At 67.4% G+C, this 25,414-nt stretch carries 19 protein-coding genes; 6 read left to right on the top strand and 13 right to left on the bottom strand.

The window, feature by feature from the left end; genetic code table 11:
* Window positions 1–33 precede the first annotated feature (33 nt).
* From AC3WSN_RS18155 to AC3WSN_RS18140, 4 genes are read right to left on the bottom strand one after another with little or no spacing between them, the layout of a single operon-like run.
* On the bottom strand, window positions 34–1,305 hold the full coding sequence (locus AC3WSN_RS18155) for an O-antigen ligase family protein (RefSeq protein WP_492539815.1): 1,272 nt from the start codon (window positions 1,303–1,305) through the stop codon (window positions 34–36).
* A complete protein-coding gene (locus AC3WSN_RS18150; RefSeq protein WP_492539813.1) occupies window positions 1,302–2,780 on the bottom strand; it encodes a polysaccharide biosynthesis/export family protein in 1,479 nt (492 codons plus the stop codon). The genes AC3WSN_RS18155 and AC3WSN_RS18150 overlap by 4 nt, the downstream gene beginning before the upstream one ends.
* A gap of 59 nt (window positions 2,781–2,839) precedes the next feature.
* Window positions 2,840–4,015 carry an acyltransferase family protein gene (locus AC3WSN_RS18145; RefSeq protein ID WP_492539811.1) on the bottom strand — a complete coding sequence of 392 codons (1,176 nt, stop codon included), beginning with the start codon at window positions 4,013–4,015 and terminating at the stop codon, window positions 2,840–2,842.
* Complete coding sequence (locus AC3WSN_RS18140; RefSeq protein ID WP_492539809.1) at window positions 4,012–6,399, bottom strand: Wzz/FepE/Etk N-terminal domain-containing protein; 2,388 nt, start codon at window positions 6,397–6,399, stop codon at window positions 4,012–4,014. The genes AC3WSN_RS18145 and AC3WSN_RS18140 overlap by 4 nt, the downstream gene beginning before the upstream one ends.
* Before the next feature lie 237 nt (window positions 6,400–6,636).
* On the opposite strand from AC3WSN_RS18140, the gene AC3WSN_RS18135 reads away from it, so the two are divergent.
* The 6 genes from AC3WSN_RS18135 (at window position 6,637) to AC3WSN_RS18110 (ending at window position 13,552) form a co-directional block, all read left to right on the top strand.
* On the top strand, window positions 6,637–8,151 hold the full coding sequence (locus AC3WSN_RS18135) for a UbiA family prenyltransferase (protein ID WP_209578364.1): 1,515 nt from the start codon (window positions 6,637–6,639) through the stop codon (window positions 8,149–8,151).
* A gap of 55 nt (window positions 8,152–8,206) precedes the next feature.
* Complete coding sequence (locus AC3WSN_RS18130; protein ID WP_492539807.1) at window positions 8,207–9,529, top strand: FAD-binding protein; 1,323 nt, start codon at window positions 8,207–8,209, stop codon at window positions 9,527–9,529.
* A 67-nt stretch (window positions 9,530–9,596) separates the two neighbouring features.
* Window positions 9,597–10,340 carry an SDR family oxidoreductase gene (locus AC3WSN_RS18125; RefSeq protein WP_192707925.1) on the top strand — a complete coding sequence of 248 codons (744 nt, stop codon included), beginning with the start codon at window positions 9,597–9,599 and terminating at the stop codon, window positions 10,338–10,340.
* On the top strand, window positions 10,340–11,695 hold the full coding sequence (locus tag AC3WSN_RS18120) for a hypothetical protein (RefSeq protein ID WP_492539805.1): 1,356 nt from the start codon (window positions 10,340–10,342) through the stop codon (window positions 11,693–11,695). Before AC3WSN_RS18125 ends, AC3WSN_RS18120 begins: the two co-directional genes overlap by 1 nt.
* Window positions 11,692–13,014, top strand: coding sequence for an acyltransferase family protein (locus AC3WSN_RS18115; RefSeq protein WP_492539803.1), 1,323 nt, complete (start codon window positions 11,692–11,694; stop codon window positions 13,012–13,014). The genes AC3WSN_RS18120 and AC3WSN_RS18115 overlap by 4 nt, the downstream gene beginning before the upstream one ends.
* Before the next feature lie 97 nt (window positions 13,015–13,111).
* Window positions 13,112–13,552, top strand: a complete 441-nt coding sequence (locus AC3WSN_RS18110) for a GtrA family protein (protein ID WP_492539801.1) — start codon at window positions 13,112–13,114, stop codon at window positions 13,550–13,552.
* 134 nt (window positions 13,553–13,686) lie between these two features.
* Here the strand turns inward: AC3WSN_RS18110 and AC3WSN_RS18105 are convergent, their stop codons facing one another.
* From AC3WSN_RS18105 to AC3WSN_RS18065, 9 genes are all read right to left on the bottom strand, one after another.
* Window positions 13,687–13,887, bottom strand: a complete 201-nt coding sequence (locus tag AC3WSN_RS18105) for a hypothetical protein (RefSeq protein ID WP_192707929.1) — start codon at window positions 13,885–13,887, stop codon at window positions 13,687–13,689.
* 612 nt (window positions 13,888–14,499) lie between these two features.
* Entirely contained in the window at window positions 14,500–16,032 is a 1,533-nt protein-coding gene (locus tag AC3WSN_RS18100) for an exopolysaccharide biosynthesis polyprenyl glycosylphosphotransferase (RefSeq protein ID WP_492539799.1), read from the bottom strand.
* A gap of 387 nt (window positions 16,033–16,419) precedes the next feature.
* Entirely contained in the window at window positions 16,420–17,151 is a 732-nt protein-coding gene (locus AC3WSN_RS18095; RefSeq protein WP_492539797.1) for a hypothetical protein, read from the bottom strand.
* A gap of 269 nt (window positions 17,152–17,420) precedes the next feature.
* Complete coding sequence (locus AC3WSN_RS18090) at window positions 17,421–18,200, bottom strand: winged helix-turn-helix domain-containing protein (protein ID WP_492539795.1); 780 nt, start codon at window positions 18,198–18,200, stop codon at window positions 17,421–17,423.
* Window positions 18,201–18,448: 248 nt separating this feature from the next.
* Entirely contained in the window at window positions 18,449–20,011 is a 1,563-nt protein-coding gene (locus AC3WSN_RS18085; protein ID WP_492539793.1) for an oligosaccharide flippase family protein, read from the bottom strand.
* Entirely contained in the window at window positions 19,998–21,167 is a 1,170-nt protein-coding gene (locus AC3WSN_RS18080; RefSeq protein ID WP_492539791.1) for a glycosyltransferase, read from the bottom strand. Before AC3WSN_RS18080 ends, AC3WSN_RS18085 begins: the two co-directional genes overlap by 14 nt.
* Window positions 21,168–21,171: 4 nt before the next feature.
* Window positions 21,172–22,125 carry a glycosyltransferase family 2 protein gene (locus tag AC3WSN_RS18075; RefSeq protein ID WP_492539789.1) on the bottom strand — a complete coding sequence of 318 codons (954 nt, stop codon included), beginning with the start codon at window positions 22,123–22,125 and terminating at the stop codon, window positions 21,172–21,174.
* Window positions 22,122–23,327 carry a glycosyltransferase gene (locus AC3WSN_RS18070; RefSeq protein WP_492539787.1) on the bottom strand — a complete coding sequence of 402 codons (1,206 nt, stop codon included), beginning with the start codon at window positions 23,325–23,327 and terminating at the stop codon, window positions 22,122–22,124. The genes AC3WSN_RS18075 and AC3WSN_RS18070 overlap by 4 nt, the downstream gene beginning before the upstream one ends.
* A 172-nt stretch (window positions 23,328–23,499) precedes the next feature.
* Window positions 23,500–25,107, bottom strand: coding sequence for a GMC oxidoreductase (locus AC3WSN_RS18065; protein WP_492539785.1), 1,608 nt, complete (start codon window positions 25,105–25,107; stop codon window positions 23,500–23,502).
* Between the last annotated feature and the right edge of the window lie 307 nt (window positions 25,108–25,414).

Raw genomic sequence — 25,414 nt, 5'->3', positions numbered from 1 at the left:
GCGACGGGTTGGCGGCGCGGCGTCTTGATCCGATCAGGCGGGCAAGGCGACGAGCGCGCGACGGGATACCGGCCGGGTGTGCGCCTGGGCCCGCGCCGCGATCCCCGGCATGAGGTCGGGCAGGAGCGCGACGAGCATGATCAGCGCGAACATTTCGACGCCCGACCCTTCGGACCACATGTAGGCCGCGATCGGGACCAGGATGATGAGCATGCAGCGCGGGTAGGTGGTCTGCCCGTTCAGGCGGTACAGGGTGATACTGTCCATCGCCGTCAGATAGAGTGTTCTCAGCATCGGTATCAGCATAAATGTCATGCCGAAGATGCCGTGCTCGGCCAGTACTCTCCAGAATTCGTTGTGCGCCACACCGGTGAGGAACTTCGGATAGTTCGAGAAATGGCTTCGCGCATAATTCACAGTCGATTCCATCCCGGAGCCGAAGATCGGATTGTCGTGGAACAGCTGGGTCGCGACCTGGATGCCGAGCTTCCGCTGGGCATCGCTCAGGGAGGCGGGGATCCCGCCCTGGAGGATGTAGAGCGGATCGTTGCGCGGATCCGAGCCCGCGAAGATGCTCTCGATGCGGCGGAAGACGTAGCCATCGAGGACGATATCGCCGGCGATGACGACGACGAGGCCGGCGACGACCGCCAGCGCGAAGCCGCGCAGGCTGTTCAGGTCGAGGTAGACGGCCAGGCTGATCAGGAAGAAGGCCGGAAGCGCCTTGCGCTCGCCCGACATCAGGATGAGCACGCACAGGAGCGCCCAGATCGCGGCCGTGAGCGCGTTGCGCGGGAGAACCTTGAGCACGATCCCGACGCCGACGCAGGCCGGCAGGAAGATGAACAGTGACTTCGGGTCCCCGAGCCGCTTCCAATCGGTCAGATAGCCGTTCGCCACGTGCCACACGACGTTGACGGCGACGATGCAGGCCATGACGGCGAGGGCGAGGACGTAGTGCCGGCGCGTGAGCGCGGCGGGGTTCACGTTCAGCAGCACGACCCCGAACGACACGAGGATCATGACCTGGATCGCCCGGCGCAGGCCATAGAGGAAGTCGTTCTCCAGGCAGCTCGGCACCGTGCAGACAAGATAGAAGACGATCATCAGGAGCAGGCCCGTGCTGATCTTGAAGTCCGCCAGGCTCTTGCTCGCGAGGCAGGGCACCGTGATCAGCATGATCAGGATGTCGAACGGCTTCAGGCTGCCCAGCGGCGTGTTGGCCGTGAGCCCGCTGAAAAGCCCGGCGAGCGCCAGCACGAGACCGGCCGCCACGGCGCGCTCCGTCAGGGACGGTGCCGTCACCGGGCGGCTCCGCTGCCGGCGCCGCGCTCGCCCGCCGGCTTGCGGTCCGGGCTCGCCCGGACGGGCGACCGGCCCGGTTCGTTGACGGCCACGGTGGCGCCGCGCGTGCCGTCCCTTTGGTCCACGACCGCCGCGGGCTGATCGGCCTGCGAAGTCGGCTTGTCATTGGAGAAGTTCGTCTGAGGGGGAAGGGGCGGGACCAGCTCGGCTTCCAGCGTCACCTCCAGCACATCGCCGGGCAGGAGTTCGGTATCGTCCCGGGCCGGGCGGCGCACCCGCCCCGTCGCACTGCGCCGCGAGATCTTGAGATCGGGCTCCCCGCCCTTGCCGCGGACGAGCTGCGACTTGACGAGGCCGGTATAGACCAGCTTGTCCCCGACGGCCTCCAGCTTGTTGCGCAGAGCCGCGATCTTGGAGACCGCGTTCTGGAGATCCTGGGTCAGTTCGATCTGGCGCTTGTCGGACGTCCGCTGGAGGTTGCGCCGGGCGTCCTCGCGGTCCTTCTTCACCTGCTCGATCTGGTTTTGCGTCTGGAGTGAGCGCGTGGAGGAGAGCAGCATGGAGCGCCGTGCATCGGTCAGCCGGGTGATCGGCACCGCTCCGCGCTGGAACAGCTCGCGGATCCGCTCGTAATCCGAGGCGTCGAGGTCCGCTCCCTCCTTCTCGTTCTTCTGCTGCTCCGTCAGGACCGCGAGGTTGTTGTCGGACTGCGCGATGGCGCGCTCGAAGAAGTCGCGCTCCTTCTGGTAGTCGGCGTTGCGGGCCTTCATCTGGTCCGCCTCGAGGCGGATGATCTGCTGCACGGCTGCGGGACGCAGCGGGGTGCCGCGGACGTCGAAACTGCCCAGATCGGCCTGCCCCTTCAACTCGGCCTCCAGGCGCGCGATGCGGCTCTGCTCGCGCACCAGATCCATCCAGAGCGTGTCGTAGTCGCTCTTCATGTCGGCGGTATCGAGGAACGGATTGCTGAGCCGGAACCGCATGATGTCGTAGCCGCCGGCCAGGGTGATGGCCTGGCCCACCAGGATGCCCGGGCGGAACGGGATCTCGCCGGGACGCGCCACGTCGCCGCTGATGTAGATCGGGCGATACTCCGCGATCGTGACAGTCACATCGTCAGGCTCGATCGTCTGCACCGTGTCCCGTCCGTCGAGCGTGCGCTGCTTGAGCACCTTCCGCGACAGCGCCGTGCAGATCTGCCCGCGCAGCTCCTGCAGGGTCAGGCCCGCCGCCGGGACTGATCCCGCCAGATTGAGCTGGATGTCGCCGTCGAGCCCGACCACCACGCGTTGTTTCAGGTCGGCCGTGCCGACGACGTTGATCTCCAGAACGTCACCGGGCTCCATCCGGTGGGCCGCCGCGTTGACGCCCGGCCGCGTCGGCGCGGCCGCGGGGTCGGCAGCGCTCTGCCCGGAAACCAACAGGGTCGCGAGCACAACCGTCAGGCCGAGCCGTCTCGCACTGCGCTGTCGCATGCTTGCTGTCCTCGTCTGGAGTGCGGCGTCCGCCGCGATGTGTCCGGGCATCGTCGCTCTCATCGACCGGCCGGCGTGTCGGACGCGCGGGCGCGGATCGGCACGGCCGCGCCGACCCGCGGCGCCGACAGCCGCCGCAGGTCCGGGGCGCCCTGCGGAAACAGCAGGCGCCGCAGCCGGGGGAAGCCGGCCAGGAGGCGGGCCATCGCGAAGGCGAGCGCCAGGGTGAGCGCGAACAGCACCAGCCCCATGCCGATATCGCCGGCGGCAATCCCGAGCTTCCGGCTCACGGCGAGCAGCCCGATGTAGATCGGCTGGTGGAACAGGTAGATCTCGAGGGAGTGCCGGCCGAGATCCGAGAAGATGACCTGCATCGCCGCGAGCCCGCACAGGGTCAGGCCCGAGAACAGGACGATCAGCTGCGCGGCATCCGCCGCGAGCAGCCGGACCGGTTCGGCGATCGAGGGGACTTCCAGCTTGCCCAGCGAGAACAGCGGCGCCGAGGGCGACGCGCCGAAGACGGCTCCCGCATGGCGGTAGAGCACGGCGAGGAGGATCGCGACGAGCAGCGCCGGCCCGACCTGCCGGAGGGGTATGCGGAACCCGCCGCTCTGAAGCGCGTGCGCGACGAGACCGGGAAAGAGCATATAGGCGACGATCGGCCAGCCGAGCGGCGTGACCTGGAGCCAGGCCTGGGGCAGCAGCCCGACGCACAGGTGCGCGGCGAATGCCAGGACAAGCAGCAGGCGCAGGGACGGCATCGCCGCGGCGCCGAGAAGCTTCAGGGCGAAGCGCAAGCCGATCAGGGCCGGCAGGAACCAGAGGATCTGCAGGCCGGTGACCTGCTCGAACGCCGGCGCGCTCATCGCCAAGGCGGCGTAGGGGACGGCGAGGACGGCCTCGCCCGGGCTTCGGCCGCTGAAGAGGGCGAACAGGCCCGCGTAGAGGGTGCAGAAGACCACCATCGGCCAGCCGTAGCGGACCAGGCCGTCGGCCCAGCCGAGGCGGCTCCATTCGCTCCGTGGCCGGAGGAACGGCAGCAGCAGGAACATCGCCACGTGGATCAGGTAGAGGCCGCCCCGCGCCTCGCCGGCGACGGCCTCGAAGGTATGGTTGTGCCCGGCCACGATGAGCGCGATGAAAAGACCCTTGAAGGCGTCGAGCCGCGCTGCATCGGACGACCGGTCGCCGTATGGGCTGGCCGCCGGACGCTGTGAGACGGGCGACGGGGTCATGAGGCCTCGCCGCCGTGCCGGGTGGTACTGGCCTGCGCGGGCGGGGCCTGTCCGGCACCGCCGCGCTGCTCGCGACGCCGCGGCGCCGACCGGCCGTGGCGCAGCGAGGCGAGCATCCGCGGGATCGCGTTGCGCCATGTCGGGACAGCCTGGGCCGCAAGCTCAGCCTGGGAAGGCTGCAGGTAGGTGCCGTATCGGCTGCCGCGATTCGCGTCGATCTGCTTGAGGAAGCGGGGGTCGATGCGGTTGAGGACGACACCCAGGAGCTTGTCGCGGATGACGCGATTCGCGGCGAGTTCGGTGCGGATCACGTCCTGTGTCGTCTGCCCCCATTCTGCGACCAGGACGAACCGATCGATCAGCCGGTTGGCCGCGCGCACGTCGACCACCGGCACGAGCGGCGGAAGGTCGATCAGGACGTAGTCGAACGCCTCGCGCGTCCAGGACAGCACCTGCGCCAGGCCCGAGGCTGGGATCAGCTCGGCCATGTGCCGGCCGCCCTCGTAGGCGCCGACCGGAAGGAAATGCATCCCCGTGTCGGGGCACTGCCAGAGCACGTCCGAGACGGGCACCTCGCCCCGGAGCACCTCGACCAGGGCCGGGGCGCCGGCCTCGCTGACGCCGAGGGTGAGCGCACGGCGGCGCAGATCGCCGTCGATCAGCAGGACGCGATGTCCGCCATGGGCGATCAGCCGCGCGAGGTTGAGCGCGATCGTGCTCTTGCCCTCGCCGGGGAGCGTGGAGGTAATGCCGATGATCTGTGCCTGGTCGCCGGATTCCACGTCGATCGCGACCCGGATCGAGCGCAGCGTCTCGGTGAACAGCGAGGTCGGCTCGATCACCGAGTAGCGCTCGATCAGCGTGGTGCAGCGGATCTGGCGCTCGCCCGTGCAGGTCACCGCCGGCAGGGGCAGGGTCTTCCCGGCCGGGATTTCGGTCAGCAGGCCGAGGCACTCGGCCCCGGTGGCGGCCTCGATCTGATCCGGACGGCGGACCACCCGGTCCGTGGCCTCCCGCAGGAAGGCGACGCCGAAACCCGCCATCAGGCCGAGCACGCCCGACACGGCCAGGACGATCATGGTCCGCGGCTCGGATTTGCCGGAGGGGGGAAAGGCGGCCGTGATGATCCGGGCGTCGGTGGTCGGCAGCAGCGCCTGCTGGCTGGCCTCCATGAACTTCGTCAGCATGCTGTCGTAGAGGCCCTTGTAGCTCTGGGCCGAGCTCTCTAGCTCCCGCAACCCGACCGCCTTGAGGTCCGTGTCGGCCGACACCTTGAGCATGTGGCCCAGATTGGTCTGGATCGCCTCCTCGCGCGCCTTCGCCACCTCGAACTCGCCGCGATAGACCTCGGCGAGCCGCCGGAGCTCGTCCTCGAAGGCGCGCTGGGCCTGCTTGAGCGACGTACGCAGGCTCTCGGACGCGGAATTGTCGCGGCCGAAGCGCCGGGACCAATCCTGCTCGCGCGCCGTCAGGTCGACGATCTGCTGGCGCAGGCGGCCGAGGACATCGCTCTTCAGGCTGTCGATCGTCGTGGCGTCGGGCATCCCGTCCTTGAGCGCCCGTTGCGCCCATTCGAGCCGCACATGCGTCTCGGCGGTCAGACCGCGCGCAGTGGTGAGCTGCGTGCTGAGTTCGGCGAGCTGCTGATCGCTGATCAGGCTGCGCCCGATCGTGACCAGATTGTTGTCCGCCTTGAACGACTGGACCGCCCGGTCCGCCGCGAAGGTCTGCTCGCGCAGTTCCGAGATCCGATCCTGGAGCCAGACGGTGGCTCGCCGCGTCGTCTCGCGCTTGGCGTCGAGCTCGCCCGCGATGTAGCCGGCCGCCACGCCATTGGCGATGCGCGCCGCGAGCTGCGGCGTCCGCGCGGAGAAGCTGATCTCGATGACGTAGGTGATGCCGAGGCGGTTGATCTTCAGGTTGTTCCCGAAGCGGCTCAGGGCTTCGCGGACGCGATCCTCCGCGGTGGGAGTCGAATCCTTGCCGAGCAGGCGCGCGAGTCGCGCCGTGATCATGCTGCCGAGACCCGAGGATTTCGGCATGAAGTCGGGATCGTCGAGGAGCTTGAGATCGCGGATCACCGATCGCGCCAAGTTCTCGGAGCGGATCACCTCGACTTGGCTCTCCACCGAGGCGGCGTCGAAAGTGTCGCTTGAGACGACCGATTGCTGCGGCGAGAACAGCTGCGCCCGCCGCGTGTCAATGAGCATCCGCGCGGTGGATTGGTAGACCGGCGCGGCAAGCAAGGCGTAGGCGGCACCGGCGCCCGTGCAGACGATGATTGCCAGCGCGAGAACTCGCCAGTGTCGCCGAAGAATCCGGGACAGTTCGAGCAGGTTGAACTGCCGGGCTGAGAGTTCAACCGGCTCTACGTGCATGGCCATCAGGGATTCTCTGGGCACGCTTGCTCGTGGAACACCGCTTTAAGGAGCGGGGCGCGAACATTCCGCGGCTCGGAAGTGCACGTTTGCAAGTTAGGCTGTGCAGTGCGGCGGCGTGTTGACAAAAGTCATGTGGCGACGCCGAGGCCCAGCTATTCAGTGACGGAAGAGATGGCTCAAAGCAGTCGAGAGGCTGTTTTTCCTCTTCTTGTCAGCATCGTAGCGTGGAGATCCGGCAACGTGAGTAGTTTGCCCTCACTGCTCGACGACGTCGATGCCATCATCGAGCTCCCGCGCGGGCCCGCCGCGGCCGCCGACAGCGCGGCTTTTTCCGGCGTCGCCCCGACCGAGATCCCTCTCGTGGTCGATCTCGACGGAACCCTGATCCACTCGGATCTGCTCGTCGAGTCCTTCCTCGCCCTTGCGGCGAGCCGGCCGCTGCGGGCGGCCTCCGCGCTCCTGAGCCTGCGCAGCGGCAAGGGTGCCCTCAAGGCACGCCTCGTCGACGAGTTGCGGCTCGACATCGGGGGCATTCCCCTGAACGAGGCCGTGGTCGCGCGGATCCGCGCGGAGAAGGCCGCGGGCCGACAGATCTATCTCGCCTCCGCCTCGGACATCCGCCTCGTCGAGGCGATGAGCGCCCGGGTCGGGCTGTTCGACGGCGTGCTCGGGTCCTCGGGAGGCGTGAACCTTTCGGGGCGCGCCAAGGCCGATGCCCTGTGTCGCCGCTTCGGTGAGCGGCGCTTCGACTACATCGGAGGCTCGAGCGTCGATCTCCACGTCTGGGGCCGGTGCCGGAAGGCTCTGATGGCCGGGGGGACCGACCGGCTGTTCCGCAAGCTGAAGATGCTCAGCCCGGATGCCGTGTCCCTCGACGCGGGTACGACGCCGTGGCGCGATTATTTGCGCGCCCTGCGCCCGCACCAGTGGCTCAAGAACATCCTCGTCTTCGCCCCCGCGCTGGCCGCCCATGCCGGATGGCCCACGCTGATGCTCTGCGTGCTGGCGTTCTGGAGCTTCAGCTTCTGCGCCTCCGCCGTCTATGTCCTGAACGACCTCCTCGATCTGCGGTCGGATCGGGCGCATCCCCGGAAGTGCCGTCGCCCGTTCGCCTCCGGGCGCGTCCCCCTCGTCCACGGGGCCGCCATGATCCCGGCGCTCCTGACGGCCTCCGTCCTGCTGGCGGCGGCGCTGCCGCCGGAGTTCCTGCTGGTCCTCGGCGGCTACTTCATGCTGACGACGGTCTACTCCCTCTACCTCAAGCGGAAGATGGTGGCGGATGTCGTCGCCCTGGCGGTCCTCTACGCCTGTCGCCTGGTCGGTGGCGCCGCCGCCGTCGGTCTGACGCTGTCGCATTGGCTCCAGGCGCTGTCGATCTTCCTGTTCCTGTGCCTCGCTCTCGTGAAGCGCTGCGCGGAGCTGGTCGATCGCGTGCAGGCCGGCAAGGGCGACCCGGCGGGCCGCGGCTACAAGCTGGATGATCTGCCCTCCCTCGAATCGATGGCCGCGGCGAGCGGTTACCTCACCGCCCTGGTCATGGCCCTCTACCTCAACAGCGACGCCGTCTCGGCGCTGTACCGCCACCCCGAGCGCATGTGGCTGATCTGCCTCGCGCTCCTGTTCTGGGTGAGCCGGATGATCCTGAAGACGCGCCGGGGCGAGATGGACGACGACCCGATCGTGTTCGCCCTGAAGGACAGGGTCAGCTTGGTGACGGGCGTCGCCTGCGCGGTGATCATCGCGGCGAGCATCTGAGCCCCATGCGGATCCGTGCGACGACCGAGCCCGAAGCAGGTCAGGGACCCTTGTGATGATGCTGTCCGGCTGGGGCAACTACCCGCGCGTGGACTGCGCCGTCCTGCGTCCTCGGGATACCGAACAGGTCATGGACACGATCGGCGCGCGCTCGACCCTGATCGCCCGCGGCGCGGGCCGGTCCTACGGCGACGCCGCGCTCAACCGCGCCGCCACCGTGGTGGTCACGCGGCTGAACCGCATCGCCTCCTTCGATCCGAGTTCCGGCGTGGTCACCTGCGAGGCCGGCACGACGCTGGACGAGCTGATCGAGGTGTTCCTGCCCCGAGGCTGGTTCCCCTGGGTCACGCCCGGCACGCGCTTCGTCACCGTGGGAGGCGCCATCGCCAGCGACGTTCACGGCAAGAATCATCACTGCGACGGGACTTTTGGCCGTCACGTGATCTCCATCGACCTCGCCCTGGCCGACGGCTCGGTGGTGCGCTGCAGCGACAATGAGAACCCCGACCTCTTCGCCGCGACGCAAGGGGGCATGGGCCTCACCGGCGTGATCCTGCGCGCCACCTTCCGGCTCCGGCCGGTGGAGACCGACCTCGTCGTCCAGGACACGACACGGACGCAAAACCTGTCGGAGACGCTGCACGCGCTGGAGGACGCCTCCGAGTCGACCTACTCGGTCGCCTGGATCGACTGCCTCGCTCGCGGGCCCGCCCTCGGCCGCGGCGTCGTCTACCGGGGCGAGCACGCCACCCTGGGCGACCTGCCGCCGGATCGCGGCGGCCGCGCCTACTGCACGGCGCCCGTCCGGAGCCGGACGCTCCCGGCCTCGCCCCCGAGCTTCGCCCTGAACCGCTACAGCATGGGCGCGCTCAATGCGGTCTACTACCGGCGCGCGAAGACGGGTCGCGCCCTGGTCTCGTACCAGACGTTCTTCTACCCGCTCGACGCGCTCCTGCACTGGAACCGGATCTACGGGCGGCAGGGGTTCGTGCAGCACCAATGCGTGCTGCCTCTGGCCTCCTGCACCGAGGCCCTGCGCGAACTGCTCACGATGATCGCCGCCCGCGGCACCGGCTCGTTCCTGGCGGTGCTGAAGTTGTGCGGGCAGGAGGCGCGCGGGCCGCTCTCGTTCCCGCTCCGGGGCTACACCCTGGCGCTGGATTTCCAGGCGACGGCCGGCAATTTCAGCCTGCTTACCGAGCTCGACGAGGTCGTGGCGGCCCATGGCGGGCGCCTCTACCTGGCCAAGGACGCCCGCGGCGGGGCCGGGCTCCTGCGCGACGGCTACCCGCGCCTCGATGAATTCTCCCGCACGCGCGACCGCTACGACCCGCGGCAGCGGTTTCGATCCGTTCAGTCAGAGAGGCTCGGGCTATGACACCGATGATCGCCGACCTTGCTCCGCCCGATACCGGGTCTCAACGCCAGCATCCGGGAGCACCGGCATGAGCGCGGACCTGTCCCCGGTCCTGATCGTCGGCGCGACCTCCGATATCGGTCTCGCCCTGGCGCACGAATACGCCAAGCGCGGCGCGGCCCTGATCCTGGCGGCGCGCCAGCCCGACCGGCTCGACGCCGACCTCCTCGATCTTCAGAACCGCTACGGCGTGAGCGCGCGATCCATCGCCCTCGATCTCCTGGACGCAGACAGCCGCGCGCGGTTCCTCGACGCGCTGCCGGTCGTGCCCGCGACCGTGATCTCGGTGGCGGGGCTGCTCGGCGAGCAGGAGCGCTCGGAGAGCGACGCGGCGCTCGCCGAGGCCGTGATGACGACGAATTACGTGGCCCCGGCGCTCATCCTCTCGGCCCTGGCCAACCGGATGCTGGGGCGGGGATCCGGCACGATCATCGGCGTCAGCTCCGTCGCCGGGGATCGCGGGCGCGCCTCCAACTACCTGTACGGCTCGGCCAAGGCCGGGTTCAGCGCGTTCCTATCGGGCCTGCGCGCCCGGCTGCGGGCGCGCGGCATCCACGTGCTGACGGTGAAGCCGGGCTTCGTCGATACCCGGATGACGAGCGGCATGAAGCTGCCAGCGGTGCTCACGGCCTCGCCCGCGCAGGTCGCCCAGGAGATCGTCCGCGCCCATCTCGGTCGCCGCTCGGTGATCTACACCCTCGGACGCTGGCGCTGGATCATGCTGCCGATCCGCCTGCTGCCCGAACCCCTCTTCATGCGGCTGAAGTTCTGATGGGCGCCTCGTCGACACTTCCGGTCCCCGAAATGGCCCGCGCCGGGCGTGGATGGCGCGAGGCGGACTTGGTCCTGCTCGGGCTGATCTTCTCGGCCGCCCTCGCGCTCCTCGCACGGGACGGGATCCTGTCGAGTGCGGTGACCTACTCGGACGAGACCGAGCATCTGCGCCGGACGATGATCTTCGCCCGGATCTGGCGGGGCGAATTGGGCTCCGACCTGATCGCTTCCGCCTATGGCGGCGGCATCTGGCCGCCGCTCTACCCGGCCCTGATGGGCGCCCTCGAAGCCGCGACCGGCCTCGGCGTGCCCGGGCTGCGGCTGGTCAACGTCGCCTTGGTGTTCTCGGGCTTCGCATTCTTCACGCGGAGCATCGACGATCTGCGCTTGCGGCTGCTCTCGCTCGTCGTGCCGGCCTGCTTCCTGGTGGGGACCACGACCTATTTCCAGATCCGGCCGGAGAACCTGGCGATCCTTCTGGTCGGCCTCGCGTGCCACACACTCGTGCGCGGGCGCCTGTTCGATTCCGCCAGACCCGATCCGGCGCCGCCGCTGCGCTACGCGGCACTCGGTGCGATCACCGGTCTGACCTGCCTCACACACGCCGTCTTCGCGCTCTGTGCCGCGTACCTGTCGGTGCTCGCATTCCTCGATCTCCGCCGGCGCTGGATGTTCGTCGCCGCCTTCCTGGCCGTCGCGGGGCCCTATTTCGTCGTCCAGAACAGCCTGCACACCGGCGTGGTGTTGTTCGCCACGACCGCCGAGGAGAATCTTGCCCGCAACAACAATCCGTACCTGAACAGCCATCCCCGCGGGGTCGCCGACGACCTGCTCTTCGCCGAGATGGAGCGCCGGTACGCCGCCGGGGACCGGGTCGCCTATCCGAAGCCGCGCGTGGTGCCCGACAACCGCTACGAGCAGTGGCTGCACGACGAGAACAAGCGTCGGATCTTCAAGGCGATTGCCCTCGACGAGATCCAGGCGGACCCGGCGGGCGCGCTCAAGCGCCTGGGCGAGCGCGTCGTCGGTCTGCTGTCCGGCGACGCCTGCCTGGATGATGGCCGCTACGGGTGCTTGGTCTCCGCCGGCGTCGATCGTGCGGCCTACGCGGTGTTGGTAGCCCTGGGGCTCGCCGGCATGTTCGCCGCCGGCCGGACCGAGCTGCGCCGCCCCGGCGCGCTCTCGTTCCTCGCTTTGTGCGGCGTGCTCCTCATTCCGATGGTGCTGACACAGGGACTCGTTCGACACTTCGTGATCGTGCTGCTCATCGGCGCCTATGGCGGCCTCATGCGGCTGGGCGAGAGCGGACGCGCACGCCCAGCCGCGCTCGGCGACGGGAGGCCCGGCGCGTGACGCAAACATGGTCTGACGACCCGGGCGTCGGCCAGCGAGAGGCCGCCACACGACAGCCCGGCGCGCAGAACGGTCTCACCGCGCCTCGTCCGGATCAACGTGTCGACGCCGGTGCCGATCTGCGTTTCGCGGCCCTGGACGGCTGGAGAGGCACGGCCGCCCTCGTGGTCTGCCTGTATCACCTGAGCGTCCTCGGCACGTTCTACGACGTCTCCCTTGTTCGAAACGGGGGATATTTCGTCGAGTTCTTCTTCGTGCTCAGCGGCTTCGTGCTCGCGCACGCCTATGCAAGCTCGCTCCGTGACCGGATCTCGCTGGCGGCGTTCATCGTCCGGCGCGTCGGTCGCCTCTGGCCCCTCCACGCGTTCACGCTGGGCCTCCTCGTCGCCTACGAGGTCATCAAATGGTCGGCGCTTCGCTTCGCCGATCTGCGCGCCGGTGCAGGCGCCTTCGTCGGCGAAACCGGATTGCACGCGCTGATCCTGAACACGTTCCTGCTCCACGGTCTTGGCACCTTCCCGATGCCAACCTGGAATGTGCCGAGCTGGAGCATCAGCGCCGAGTTCTTCACGTATCTGCTGTTCGGCTGGATCTGCTTCCGGGTCTACGGCCGCCTGAGCCTTGTGGCTCTCGCCATCGCGCTGACCGCCGGTGGGGTCGCGGCCTTCCTCCTGCAGGTGCAGGGCGCCGCGTGGCTGCGGGCCGCCTTTCCGATCTGCGTCTGCAACTTCTTCCTCGGCGTCGCCGCGTACGGCGCGTTCCGTTACATTCGCAGCCGTGTCCGCCTGCCCTGGGCCTATCTCGAGATCGTCGCGCTCCTCCTGATCGGTCTCGCCTTCGAGTTTGCGTGGCTGCACGAACTGGTCATCGTTCTTCCCATGCTGTTTGCCGGCACCATCATCGTCTTCGCCTTCGAAGAGGGCCAGGTCTCGCGCGTGCTCTGCACGGGGGGCTTCCAATACCTCGGGAAGATTTCCTACTCGATCTACCTGGTTCATTTCGTGATCATCACCGGCATCAACGGTGGATCGCGGGTCCTTGAACAAATTCTGCATCGAAAGTTGCGCATCGGCATGGACGTCGCGGGTCGTCCCGTCGATGTGCTGGCCGTCGGGCCACTCTGGATGGGTGATCTCGTCGCGCTCTGTTACATCGCCGCCGTCATCGGCGTCGCCACCGGGACGTATCACTTCGTGGAGCGACCCTGGCAGAAGCGGTTCGACGCCTGGGCTTTTCGGATGCCGCGGTCGCGGCGCCTGACCGCCTTTGTCGGCCATGGCCGCCCTCGGCGCGCTGAAGATGCCCGTTCCTACCTGTGATCGGGCATCCGGCCCGTCTCGCCCTGATGCCGGACGCCGCCAGCGCCCGCGGAGTTCGGACGCGCCGCGCACCTTGAGAGCCGGAGAGGAAATGCAGATGCCCCTCGATCGCATATCCCTGATGCTGCGCTACGCGGGGTTCGCGCTGCTCTCGATCGCGATCAACTGGCTGATGCAATTCTGCATGCTCCGGACGGTGCCGGGAGCCGGGGCCATCTATGTGGCGCTGATCGCCGGAACGGGGGCGGGATTCGGCGCAAAGTACCTGCTCGACCGGAACTACATCTTCTATCACACCTCGTCCGGTGCGGCGCAGGAGATCTGGGTCATGGCCCTTTATCTGGGGACCAGCGTGCTCATGACGGGCCTGTACCTGACGTCGCAGGGCCTTGTATATTATAAGTACGGCGAGTGCGCGCTTTACTACGTTACAGGTACTCTGGTGCTGATCTGCGGGTATACAACGAAATTCATCCTCGACGGATATTTCGTTTTCAAACCGACATTGAGGAGCAGCGCGTCGGGCGCGCCGATCTGAAGTAACGAAAGTGAGGTTTGGCCCAACACTCAGCGAAGCGGGCGCCGCCTTCCACTCAATGAACCGAGAGGGACGCGGAACGCCGTCCTGACGCAGCAGTGCATCCGGCCGCGGGCTCAGCGCGCTGCGTCCACCTAATCGACGTGTGGGACCTCGATGGCTTCGACGGATTCCACGTCGGCGCGGATCCGCTTTCCATCTGCAAGGTGGAGCGTGACGCGGTGTCCGCTGAGCCCGAGACGGGCGCAGGCGAAGGTCTTGCCGCTGGCCATGTGCACGATCGGCTGGAGGCGGCGCTCGTCATTCGCTTCGAGGGCGCTGATCCAGTCTGCCATCTCGCGAAACGTCGCTTCTCTCATCATCCGACCTCATCAGGGTGACCGGACGGTGCATGAAACCGTCGGCCGAGCCGCCACTCTGGACGGTCTATCAGTCACCGGGCGGATGGAAGATACAGTCAAGCCTGCGCCGGAAGATTTACACGATGCGGTGACAATGACGCAGGCGGATGCGCAGCGTCCGTTGTGGGTTCCCGTGGGCTCGACCAGCGGTTGCGCGTGCCGGCGCGGGTGGCTGGTGGAGGCGGGATGTCCAGCCGATGCGCAAGAGGTCGAGACGCGCACCGGCGCGGTCGCGTGCGTCAGGATCCGGAGATCGGCCGTCAGCCGGAGAACCGGACCTGCTTGGGCAGGCAGTCGCGAAGCGTGCGCGTGGTAGGATCTCGGTGGGACCGGATCATCCCCTCCGCATCCTCGTCCTGAGATACGGCGAAGCCGCCTCGAGGGCGCCCTCCAGCCAGTCGCGCGATTTCTGGAGCCCGCCTTCGAGGCCTCTGCTGCGCTCCGGCGCCTCAGGATGAGGCCAGGGATGGGACAGACGCTCGCCGTCGCCGTTCGCCAGCACGCACCTCGCTCGCACAGCGTGTCGCAATCCGAACGGCCGCGGACCTAGCGCGCATTCCGGTAGGCGCGCGACGAGAAGACGGTCGTCAGGATGATACGGACATCGAGAAGTAACGACCAATGATCGATGTAGTATAGATCGTGCTCGACGCGCGCCCGCATCTTGTCGTCAGTGTCCGTCTCGCCGCGAAGCCCGTGGATCTGGGCCCATCCTGTGAGGCCCGGCTTGATGTTGTGGCGGCGCGCATAGGCCGGGATCTTGCTCTCGTATTCCCAGTCGTGGGCCAGGGCGTGTGGACGAGGCCCCACCAGGGACATGTCTCCGCGCAGCACATCGAACAATTGCGGTAACTCGTCGAGGTTCGTCCGACGCAGGATCGCGCCCACCCTGGTGATGCGACTGTCGTTGACCGTGGCCTGACGGATGACCGGCCCATCGTCCAAGGTGTTCATGGTGCGGAACTTGGTGATCCGGAACGGCCGCTGATTGTACCCGTGGCGCTTCTGCCGGAAGAACACCGGACCTTTGGTGTCCATCTTGATGGCCACGGCGACGAGGATCATCAGCGGCGCGAGGGTCACGAGGCCGGCGAGAGCGGTGACGATGTCGAACATGCGCTTCGCCACCTGATCCAAGGCGGAAAGCGGCGGTCGACAGAGCTTGACCGCGCTGTTCCAGCCGAACCGCCGGACTTCGATCGTCTGCGGATCGTAGAGTTCCTGATCAAGGAGGAGATTGAGCCCCACCGGCAGATGGGTACAGCCGCGCACGATGTGGTGGATCAGGTCGCGTGCCTGTTCCGGCAAGAGGATGACCACTTCTTCGACGGCGGCCCCGCGCAGGGCGGCGATCCTGTCCACGACGATGCCGCGCAGTTCATCCTCGTCTGCGACGCCGGATGGGCAGACCGCCCAGTCGGGCAACTCGAAGGCCGTGAACCGGACGGCCATCCGATCGGGCTGCTTGATCCTGAAAGCGGCGATCGCCTGAGCGGTGCCGATCAGGCCGATGCGCTGGGCCTCCAGGTAGCCGGTCCGGACGGCGGCCTCGATCAGCCGTGCGGCCGCGGCTCGTCCGAGGAGCAACCCGCCGCAGCCGGCAGCATATTGCGTGAACAAGCTGCCACGCGAGTAGAAATCGGTGACGTGCGTCAGGAAGAGGAGGCAGACGACGACCGAGAAGGCGCTGTTGAAGCTGAAGAAGGCCTTGCGGGTGAGCTTGCCCTCGTCGCCCTGCTGCTCGACGCTGTAGCCCCCGTCGAAGACCATTGCCACGACGGTCGCGGCCGCGAGGCCGAGCGACGCGGCGATATAGATCTCGATGTCGCGCAACTGACCCGCCAGCGCGAACTGATAGCCGATCGCGCCCAGAAAGGCGCTGCCGCTGACCAGCAGGAGGTCGATGGCTGCCAGGATGACGAGGAGGTCCTTCGACAGAAGGCGAAGGCGCGGGATCCGCGCTTTGGCGGCGGCCGTCGTGAGGCCCTCGGCCGTACGGCTGCCAAGCCCCGCTCCTGGAAGAGCCGCGCCGGCGAGTCCGGTCCTCGGGAATGTCGTTTCGGCCTGCAGGCTCGCCATAAGCGTCTCCAACGGCGATCGAGATCGATCCTTGATAGGGACGTCGCACGACGCCCCCGGGAGAGATTGCGCTGCAGTCGCGCGGAGCAGGCGCCATGGCCGCGCTCGCGCCGTCGCCGAATTCCTCTCGCCGAAGGCAGGAACGCGGGTCTGCGCGCGACAGGCCGAAGGCGCCGAGGCACGGCCGGTCCGATGACCGACGCGATCCCCTCAGCGGCAAATATCTTGATCGAGCAGTGACATAAGGTGTTTTAGACCTATCTCATCAACTCTCGACAGAAGTTTAGGGCGAATTTAGATCGATGGATTGACAAATCTCAAGCTATTGCGAGCCTCCAGCGGCGTTGGCATTGATCCATGCTGAAGCTTGGCTTCGGGCTTCGAAGGTCAGAGCCGCGGCTCAACCGTCGGCGCTGAATCGCTCACGAATTTGAGCATGATGCGGTCGCGCTCCACCTTGGCGCCTCTATGTACCAGATCCAGGTAGTACTGCGCATAAGGAAAGAATCGTAGCTGCGGATCCGGATATTTCCCCCAGACTAGATCGGTCTTGCTGTCCGATGTCGGTGGGCCGTACTTGCCGATCAAGGCCTTCCGGAAAATCTGCAGGGAGGCGTCGTTGACCGCCCCATCCTGCTCGGTAGACACTTGGTAGATGAGCATCCGCCCCGGATGATCGGGAAGATCTTCGACGAAGTTGACATTGACGCGGCGTTCCTGCTCGCGCCAGTTGAGCGAGCCGATGCAATTCCGCTCCACCGCCCGTGTGTTGACCGCCCCCCGTTTGCGCGCTTCCCGCCATTGTTGCTCGTAGGCGATCACGTCGGCGGCGCATTCCTTCAAGGAGACGTTGCGCTCCGTGGCGTGGGCGCACTCCATGATGTGCTGCGTTTCCTCCAGGCTCATGCCGAGCTTGAGGCCCCCGATATCGAACTCGCCGACGTCGGATGGCTGGATGGACGGTCCACGGGCCGCCTCACAGGTCGATGGGTTGGGTTCCGGCTGCTCGGGCGAGGCAGGTTCGGGCGCGATCTCGACCCGGACGGGATCGGCCACGAGGACGGCGCCCACGATCCCGCCGCCGAGGAGCACGATCAGGAGGTAAACGACCAGACGCATCGCCCTCGGCTGCCCCCTGAGCCCCAGTCGTCGGGAAGACTGCCGGATCGGAGCGGACGGGCGCCGCCGAACGACAGGACGGAGCCGCAAACCAATCTCAGATCATCCGAGGTCGGCCCAGGGGCTGGATTGATCGCGCTTCCCGCTGACCGTTTCGATGGGTCGAAGAATCGCGCCAAGGTTCGGTGCTGCGGCCCTCGCCAAACGGGCGGCGCGGAGAAGAGAATGCGGATCCGACCTGGCAGAACACGCCGCCACGATCGCCCGACTCAGCACGGTTGTGACTTTTCGGTCTGCCGGTAGAGGATCTGGTCTCTGTCCATGGCCGGCACGGCACAGGTGCGCGCGCTCGCGTAGGAGAGACGGGAGGCGAAGACATAGCCCGCGCCTCGGACCGATTTGATCAGCTGCGGGTTCTTCGGATCGATCTCAATCTTCTTGCGCAGCCGGACGATCTGAGCATCCACGACCCGGTCGAGACCGTTCCACTCGCGCCCGCGCGTGAGATCCATGAGCTGATTGCGGGTCAGGACTTGCCCTGGATGCTCGACGAAGACTTTCAGCAGCTCATACTCGCCGGAGGTCAGGACGATGTCATGGCCCAGGGGCGAGGTGAGCTTGCGCCGACTCGGATTGAACTGCCACCCATCGAAGGAGAAGACCTGCTCGCCCGTGCTGCTGGCGGGCATCGTGGGCTGAATGCGTCGCAGGATGCTCTTCATCCGGGCGACAAGCTCACGGATATGGAATGGCTTCAGGATGTAGTCGTCCGCACCGATCTCCAGTCCGACGATGCGGTCGATGACGTCCGTGCGGCTCGCCATCATGATCAGCCCGACCTTCCAGGACAGGCTTCTGACCTCGCGTGCGAGCTGCAATCCGTCGATGTCGGGCAGTACGAGGTCGAGGAGGATGAGGTCGATGCCATCATGGGCCAGGCACTGGTGCATGCCGGCCGCCCCGCTCGTGTCTCGGACGCTGAACCCCTCCAGCGCGAGTTGCCGCGCCAGAGCCGAGCGACTCTCCTCGTCGGGATCGACGATCAGCACGCGGTGTGCTCCAGGCAACACGCTTCGCAGCAACCAACGTCTCCCGACGCAGGCGAGGCACATCTCGCTATGGGAGTCTAAATAGCACGTGTATTCGTCGGTTAATAGCATCATATGTGAGATTCCGTCTGCAAGATGTCAATCAATGCGCTGACGGGCTCTGTCGCCACGGCGTTTGTTTCAATTCTGGAAACCGCTGGATTGATTTGACGTCCCCCAACGTGCCGGTTCCAGACGCGTAGTCCTCCTCAGCCCGCCGACGGCATCGGCCGCTGGCGGACGGAACGGAGCTTCGACGCGAGGTGGTCGCACACCCGCGTCCGCAGGGCTGCCATGTCGGTCCCGAGGGCCCGACGCGGCGTTGCGAAGAACAGGATGATGCAGGCGAGAGCCAATCCCGCACCTCCTGTGACCTGCGACGGCCAGAACCCGAGCGGACGCGTGGCCCAGCTCAGCAGCATGTCGAGGCCCGCGGCCGAGCTTGCCCAAGCTGCAGCCGTCGCATGCATCAGCAAGATCTGAGGTCCGGACAGGTGCAGACGGCTTGAAACAGCCCTTAGCGACAGACAGTAGTAAAGCGTTGTCGCCGCAGTCACCGCCCCGGCCACACCGTTGAGGCCGAGCGTCGTGACGCACAGGGATAGTCCGACGATGCTCATCAGGTAGAAGAGCTGCCGTCCGGCGACGGGCCAGAATTCGCCTTTCGCCATCAGCAGGGAATCCGAAATCTTGTAGCTGATCCGCGGGAGCAGCCCCAGGGCGAGAAGCTGAAGCACCGGGATCGATTGCCCCCAGTCCGGTCCCAGGAGGATCCGGACGGCCGCCTCGGCGTGGAGGACGAGAGCGACGCTGGCGATTGCGAAGGCCGGCAGGCTCGCGGCCATCGCGCGCGAGAAGGCCTCGACCTGGCGGTTGGGCTCGTCGGCCATCGCCGCGAACGTCGGGAGGAGCACGCGGGACAGACTCGATCCGAGCACGTCCTTGGCGAGATTGACCAGGGTGGCGCCGCGCGAGAACAGACCGAGCGCGTGCGCGCCGAACAGTGTCCCGACGAGAAAGTTGGGACTGCTCAGGGCCGCCCAGTTGATGACCTGCATGACCGTGCCGGCGTAGCTCGCCTTCGCCAGGTCCCGGGCGGCCGCGAGCGGAGGCCGACGAAACCTGGGGATACGGGCGGCGCGCGCCGTCAGGGCCGCTTCCAGGATGCTCGCCGCGAGGAGTCCGACCAGCAGGGCCTGGATCTGGAAGCCGGCCCAGGCCAGGGCGAGGGCGGGCAGCACGTTGCCGAACAGGTTGCTCTGAAGGGCGATGATCGTGTTGACGCGGAATCGTCCCTCGCGCTGGAGGATCGCTGACAGGACCGAGATCCAGGCGCGGAACGGCATCGTGAGCGAGGCGAAGACCACCACCATGGCGGGGATGATCTCTCGGCCCGCCAGCGCCTGCCCGACCTGCGCGATCGCCACGAGGCCCGCGGAGAGGATGAGGGCGACGCCGGTCGCCAGGAGGAGGGCCATATGGACGTGGGCCGTCGAGATCTGGGACCGCTGCACGAGTGGCACCGCGACGCCGCCCTCGACCACCTGCGCGGCGAGGTTGGCGATGACCGCGACGAGAATCATCACACCGAAATCCGCTGGCGACAGGATCCGCGCGAGGACCGCCGTCGATACGAGGGACAGCATCATGCCGAGCAGGCGCGCGGCGGCGAGCCAGCCCACCCCGCGCAGGACGCCGCGTGACGACACGCCGGCATGGACGAAGGACCGTGCGGCGGGCCCCGTCGCGGATCGGGGCTCAGGCTCGGCCATGGTGTCCCCCGAACAGCCCGGACGCGGTGGGCCCGGCCGCGCTCTGCGCGAGCGTGCGCGTGAGCGAGTCGTAGACGGCGACGGCCGCCACCGTGCCGTAGGTATCGGCGATCCGCTCGGCCGCCGCGTCGCCCAGCGCGCGGCGCCGCCTGGCATCCGCGAGCAGGCCCGAGATCTGCCGGGCGACATCGTCCGGCTTCGGCGGCACCGGCGCGTGGATCGCGTCGAGGCCGTCGCGGGCATATTCGAGCACGCCGCCGACGGGACTCGCGATGACCGGCAGCCCGACCATCATCGCTTCGGCCACGACGATGCAGAACCCTTCCTCATCGCTCAGATGCACACACAGATCGTGCTCCCGCGCCGTCTCGTACCAGCGGGGTCGGAAGCCCGCGAAGGTGACGCTCGCGCCGAGGCCGAGCGACTCCGCCAGCTGCATCAGCCGCGGACGGTCCGGACCGTCGCCGAAGATCGTCAGGGTGCAGTCGTGGCCGTCCCCGCGGAGCCGGGTCAGGGCTTGCAGCAGCACGTCCACCCGCTTGCGCGGAATGAGCCGCCCGGCGGTCACGATCCGCGCGGGCGTGCCGAGCCGGTAATCCGTCTTGCGCGGTGCCTGCGGATCCGCGACGAACAAGGGCACCACCCGCTCCCGGGGGCGACCGCGGTGATAGCGCCGCGCCCCCTCCAGGGTGACGCGGCAATCGGCCCAGACCTCATCGACGCGCGGGGAGAACAGCCACAGCAGGGCCGCGTAGAGGGTCGTCAGCCGTCCGGCCTCCAGCTTCGCGATGTGCTCGAAGGCGATACAGCGGATCGCGCGGTGGTCGAGGAGCGCGAGGCGCCCGACGATGTTGGTCTGCCGGAGCGACAGCACCACCGTGTGCGGCCGGAAGGTACGAAGCGTCGCCCGCAGGGTCCGGAAGCCGCGCCAGAGGCCGGCGAGCGTCAGTTTGGGTCCGTCCGAGGCGACGACGAGGTTTTCCGGCCCGACGAGTCGCCCGATCGCCGCCCGCAGCTCGGGCGCGCCCTCATGCAGACCGATGACGCGGACGTCGCAGCCTCTGAGAAAGCCATGCTCCAGCATGGTCTGAAGGCCGATCTCGGCGCCGCCCTTGTTGAACCCGTTGATGACGTACAGAACACGGCACGGCGACATCGTCCTACACCTTGGTTGAGCCCACGGACGTGCGCAGGTGATAGACAAGGCCGGTCACGCGCAGCTTCAGCATGGCCAGGCTGATCCAGGCCAGGGCCGAGACGGGCCGCAAGGCGAGGGCGAGCCCGTAGAAGCGGCTCGCGCTGTCTGGGCGCCCGTCCCGCGCCTCCAGGTTCCCGAGCTTGCGCGCGCGCTCGGAGAGGCGACGCGGGATGTGGGCCAGCAGCCGCGGTTCGGTCCGGGCCAAATAGAACGCCACGAAGGCGTGATGCATCATCAGGTCCTGGCGCTTATTGGTGATGCTCGAGCCGTGATTCCGCTTGTGGACGTGGTGTGGATCGACGAGGGCGCGATACCGCGTGATGCGGGCGAGGCGGCCGAAGAACTCGGTATCCTCAAACACGCGCAGGCTCTCATCGAAGCCGCCGGCGAGTTCGAACACGGAGCGCCTGAGGAGGACCGATGAGGGAATCACCGGCGGATCGCTCAAGAAGTAGCTGAGCGCGAGATCACGCGAATCCGTGTGATCGAGAACGCGCACGGGCGTGAGCGCGTCCGGGGCATGGTTCTGGAACAGGCAGAAGCCCGTGTAGACGAGCCCGGTTTCGGGGTGCTCCGCGAGCGCTTGCAGCTGCGCGGCGAGCTTGCCCGGCATCCAGAGGTCGTCGGCGTCGAGGAAGGCGATCAGAGGGGCGCTGCAATGGCGGACCGCGGCGTTGCGGTTGCGAGAGGTTCCGTACCCCCCGTGACGCAGCACCGTGATGCGGGCATCGAGCCCGCGGAGGCGCTCCAGCACCGCGACGGTGGCGGCGTCCGATCCGTCATCCGCGACGATGATTTCGCGGATCGCGTCGGCGGCGGTCTGCGCGAGCACGCTCGAGACCGCCTGCTCGATCCAGGCGCCCTCGTTGTAGCAAGTCAGGATGACGGCGACGCTGCCGGGACCGGCGGCGTTCACGAAGCGCTCCGGACATCGAGGCCGGTCGGCAGGACCGTGACGCTGGCCGCGTTGCGCTTGGCACGGAGCGCGCTGCGGTAGATCTCGTTCAGCCGGTGGTACATCCGCTCGGCGCCCCATTCGCTGAGGTCGGTGGCGGCTGCGTTTTCCGCCATGCGCGCCCGCGCCGTCGCGTCGTCGAGCAGGCCGCGGATCCGGGCGAAGAGGTCGATGAAATCGCCCTGCGGACAGAGATAGCCGTTATGGCCGTGCCGGATCACGGCCTCGATCCCGGGCAAGTGAAAGGCCACGACCGGACGGCCCGTGGCGCAGTACTGCACGACGGCCCGCGGAAGTCCCTCGCGCTCGGAGCAGTAGAGGCACAGGTCGGCCGAGGCGATCAGCTCGCTGGTCGCCTCCACGTAGCCCAGGATCTTGACCTTCTGCGAGAGGCCGCGGCGCTGGACCATGTCCTGCAGCGCACTCTGCTCGCGGCCCTGCCCGGCGAGGAGGAAGGTCGTATCGGGAAAGCGTGCCGCCTGCGCGGCGATCTCGTCGATGAGGCGGGCATGCTGCTTCCGCGCCTCGTAATTCGCGAGGTACAGCACCTTGAACGCCCGGTTGTCGTTGCCGGGGGCGGGGGCTTGACCACGGGCCGCCAATCTCTGGAACGCGGCGATGTCCATGCCGCTGGCCACCACGTGGTGCCGGTCGGCGCCGCCGAGCCCGTGGGCGACGGCGATGTCGCGCATGCCCGCGCTGACGCTGACGAACTGGTCGGTGGCCCGGGCGAGGGCGCGCTCCAGCCCGAGATAGATGGCGCGCTGGGCGGCACCGACATTCACGAAGGGCAGGATATGGATGCCGTGGATCACCGCGCTGGACCGCATCCGGACCGCCGCTGCGCGCCCGAGGATGCCGGCCTTGCTGGTGTGGGTGTGGATGATGTCCGGGCGCAGTGCCTGGAGGTGACGGCGCAGGGCGATCAGGGCCGCAGCGTCGGCGATCGGATGGATGGGCCGGATCAGGCTCGGAATGCGGATCGTGGTCACGCGCGGATGGGCCCGGGCCAGCATCTCCTCCTCGATCTCGCCGCCGCACAGGAGGGTCACGTCGTGGCCCCGCTCGGCGAAAGCGTTGCAGGAGAGCATCGTATTCTCGTCTGCACCGCCGCGAATCATGCGCGTGATGACATGGGCGATCTTCAGACCAGTCTCGACCATCGGCCGCTCCCACCAGATCGGAACAAGATGGCGGCAGGCTAGGCTGGATGACTCACGGACAGTTGATTTTAGTCATACAATCTATGCTTTTTAGCTCTGAATACGATGGCAGATTCTCGTCGATCTATGCCTTAAGATCCGGCCGAACACATCCTGCGAACGGATGGTGACGTCAGGCCGGACGGATCTCGCCGGCGATCCGGTCGGCGCAGCGGTGGGCGAGCTGCAGGATCGTCAGGGTCGGGTTCGCGCTTCCAGCACCGGGGAACACCGAGGCGCTGACGAGGAACAGATTCGGGACCCCGTGGCAGCGCAGCGCGGGGTCGACCACCGAGCGTGTCGGGTCGAGCCCCATCCGGGTCGAGCCGGCGGGATGCGAGGCATCCTGCGCCCTGTTCAGGAATCGGTCGCCCGATGCCTCGTCGTCCGGCTCCCACGCAATCGGGCTCACCGCCGTCAGCCCGGATTGCGACCAGAACGCCTTGAAATGCCGCAAGGCCGCGAGGAATGTCCGGCGATCGGCTTCCGTCGGAGACCAGTCCAGCCGCACCTGGGGTGTGCCGAACGCATCGCGGCGGTCCGACAGGGTCACCCGGTGCGCCGCGCTCGGGGCCTGCTCGATCCGCATCTCGGCCGTGATGCTGATCGTGTCCGACAGATAGAGCTGGCGGTGCCGCAGGCGCCAGAACAGGAGCCGGTACAGAGTCTCGACGTCCAGTGCCTCCCGCAGGAGTTGCCGGTCGCGATGAGGCGGCGCCTTGCCCTGGATGCGCCGACCCAGGTCGCGCAGAGTGCTGTAGATCGACCGCTCGGGCATCGCGAGCCGGAAGTCGATATAGGCGCTCGGGATCGCGTGCTGGCGCTGCGCCTGCGCGCTCAGCTCGAAATGAAGGTTCCGCCGGGTCGCTCCGGCGACGTGGTAGCCGAGAAGCCGATTGGTCGCGCAGGCGTCGATCGGAAAGACTCGGCCGACCGCCACCTTGAGATGATCGTTGAAGTAGTGGCCGAGCGCCCCGCATCCTGCGAAGGCGCGCTGGTGCGAGACCCGGTCCAGCAGGAGAGCGAGCCGGGTCGTCTCGATGGTGCCTGCCGCGAAGATGAAATACCGGGCCGCGACCCGCAGGCTCGCCCCGTTGGGAGCCCGGGCAACGACCTCGCGGAGCCGTCCGGCCTCAGCATCCAGGCCGAAATCGTGGACGGTGGCGTTGAGGTAGACGGTGACCCGTGCTCCGGCCAGGACCGAGCGCCGTAGAGCCGTGGCGATGTTCCGGTTGCGGAAGGTCGGAAACTTCGCGAATCGACAGTTCACGCCCGCATGCCGCGGATAGAGGCCGAACTTCGGCCAGACCCGCGCCAGGTCCGTCGATTCGAACGGGCGGTGATCGAGATCGAACAGCGTTTCGACCGAGGACGTATGGGCATCCAGTTCCTCGGGATTGATCGGCCACGGCTCGATCGAGGCGTAATCGCGGGCGCCGAGGTCGTGTGCGGTCAGGGGCAGGAGCCGGCCGCCCCAGAGCGTCGAGGCGCCTCCGATCAGGCGGACACGGCTCGCCCGCGCCCCGGCATAGCGGCCTTTCGGATCCTCGACGTCGTTGAGGGCTTCCAGGTGCTCGTCCCGGGCGTGGCCGCCACTCTCCAGCACACAGGCCCGGAGCCCGGGGACCGCACCCAGGCGATGGGCGGCGGCAAGCCCGGCCATCCCGCCGCCGACGATGCAGACATCAACCTCCTGCCGCAGGCACGCGCCATCGGCATCTGACAGGTTGAACACCGTCACTGCCTGACCTCCCCCGAGGCGCTACGTAAGTAGATGCCTTGCAACAGTCATGCCAGCTAGGAATTTGGCACGAATTCAGTTCTGCACGACATTGCCTGCGCGCGAGCTGTCCAAGGATCGGTCATCGCAATGAATGAGAAAGAAGTGTTCCGTCTTTCCGTTGCGATGTTTGGAGAAAAAGCCGGTCACATAGCAAATTAAGTCCAAGGTGGCGACGCGTCTGCGCTCGTGCGACAAAATGGGCGGCCTCAATATCGGTCTCGATTGTACGCTGCTTTTCAGGTGTTGCAGCCGCGCGCCTTGACCT

It is taken from the genome of Methylobacterium sp. FW102-HT35C08, assembly GCF_058790235.1.
The sequence above is the reverse complement of the archived record's forward strand: the minus strand, read 5'-3'. Positions and strand labels throughout refer to the sequence as shown.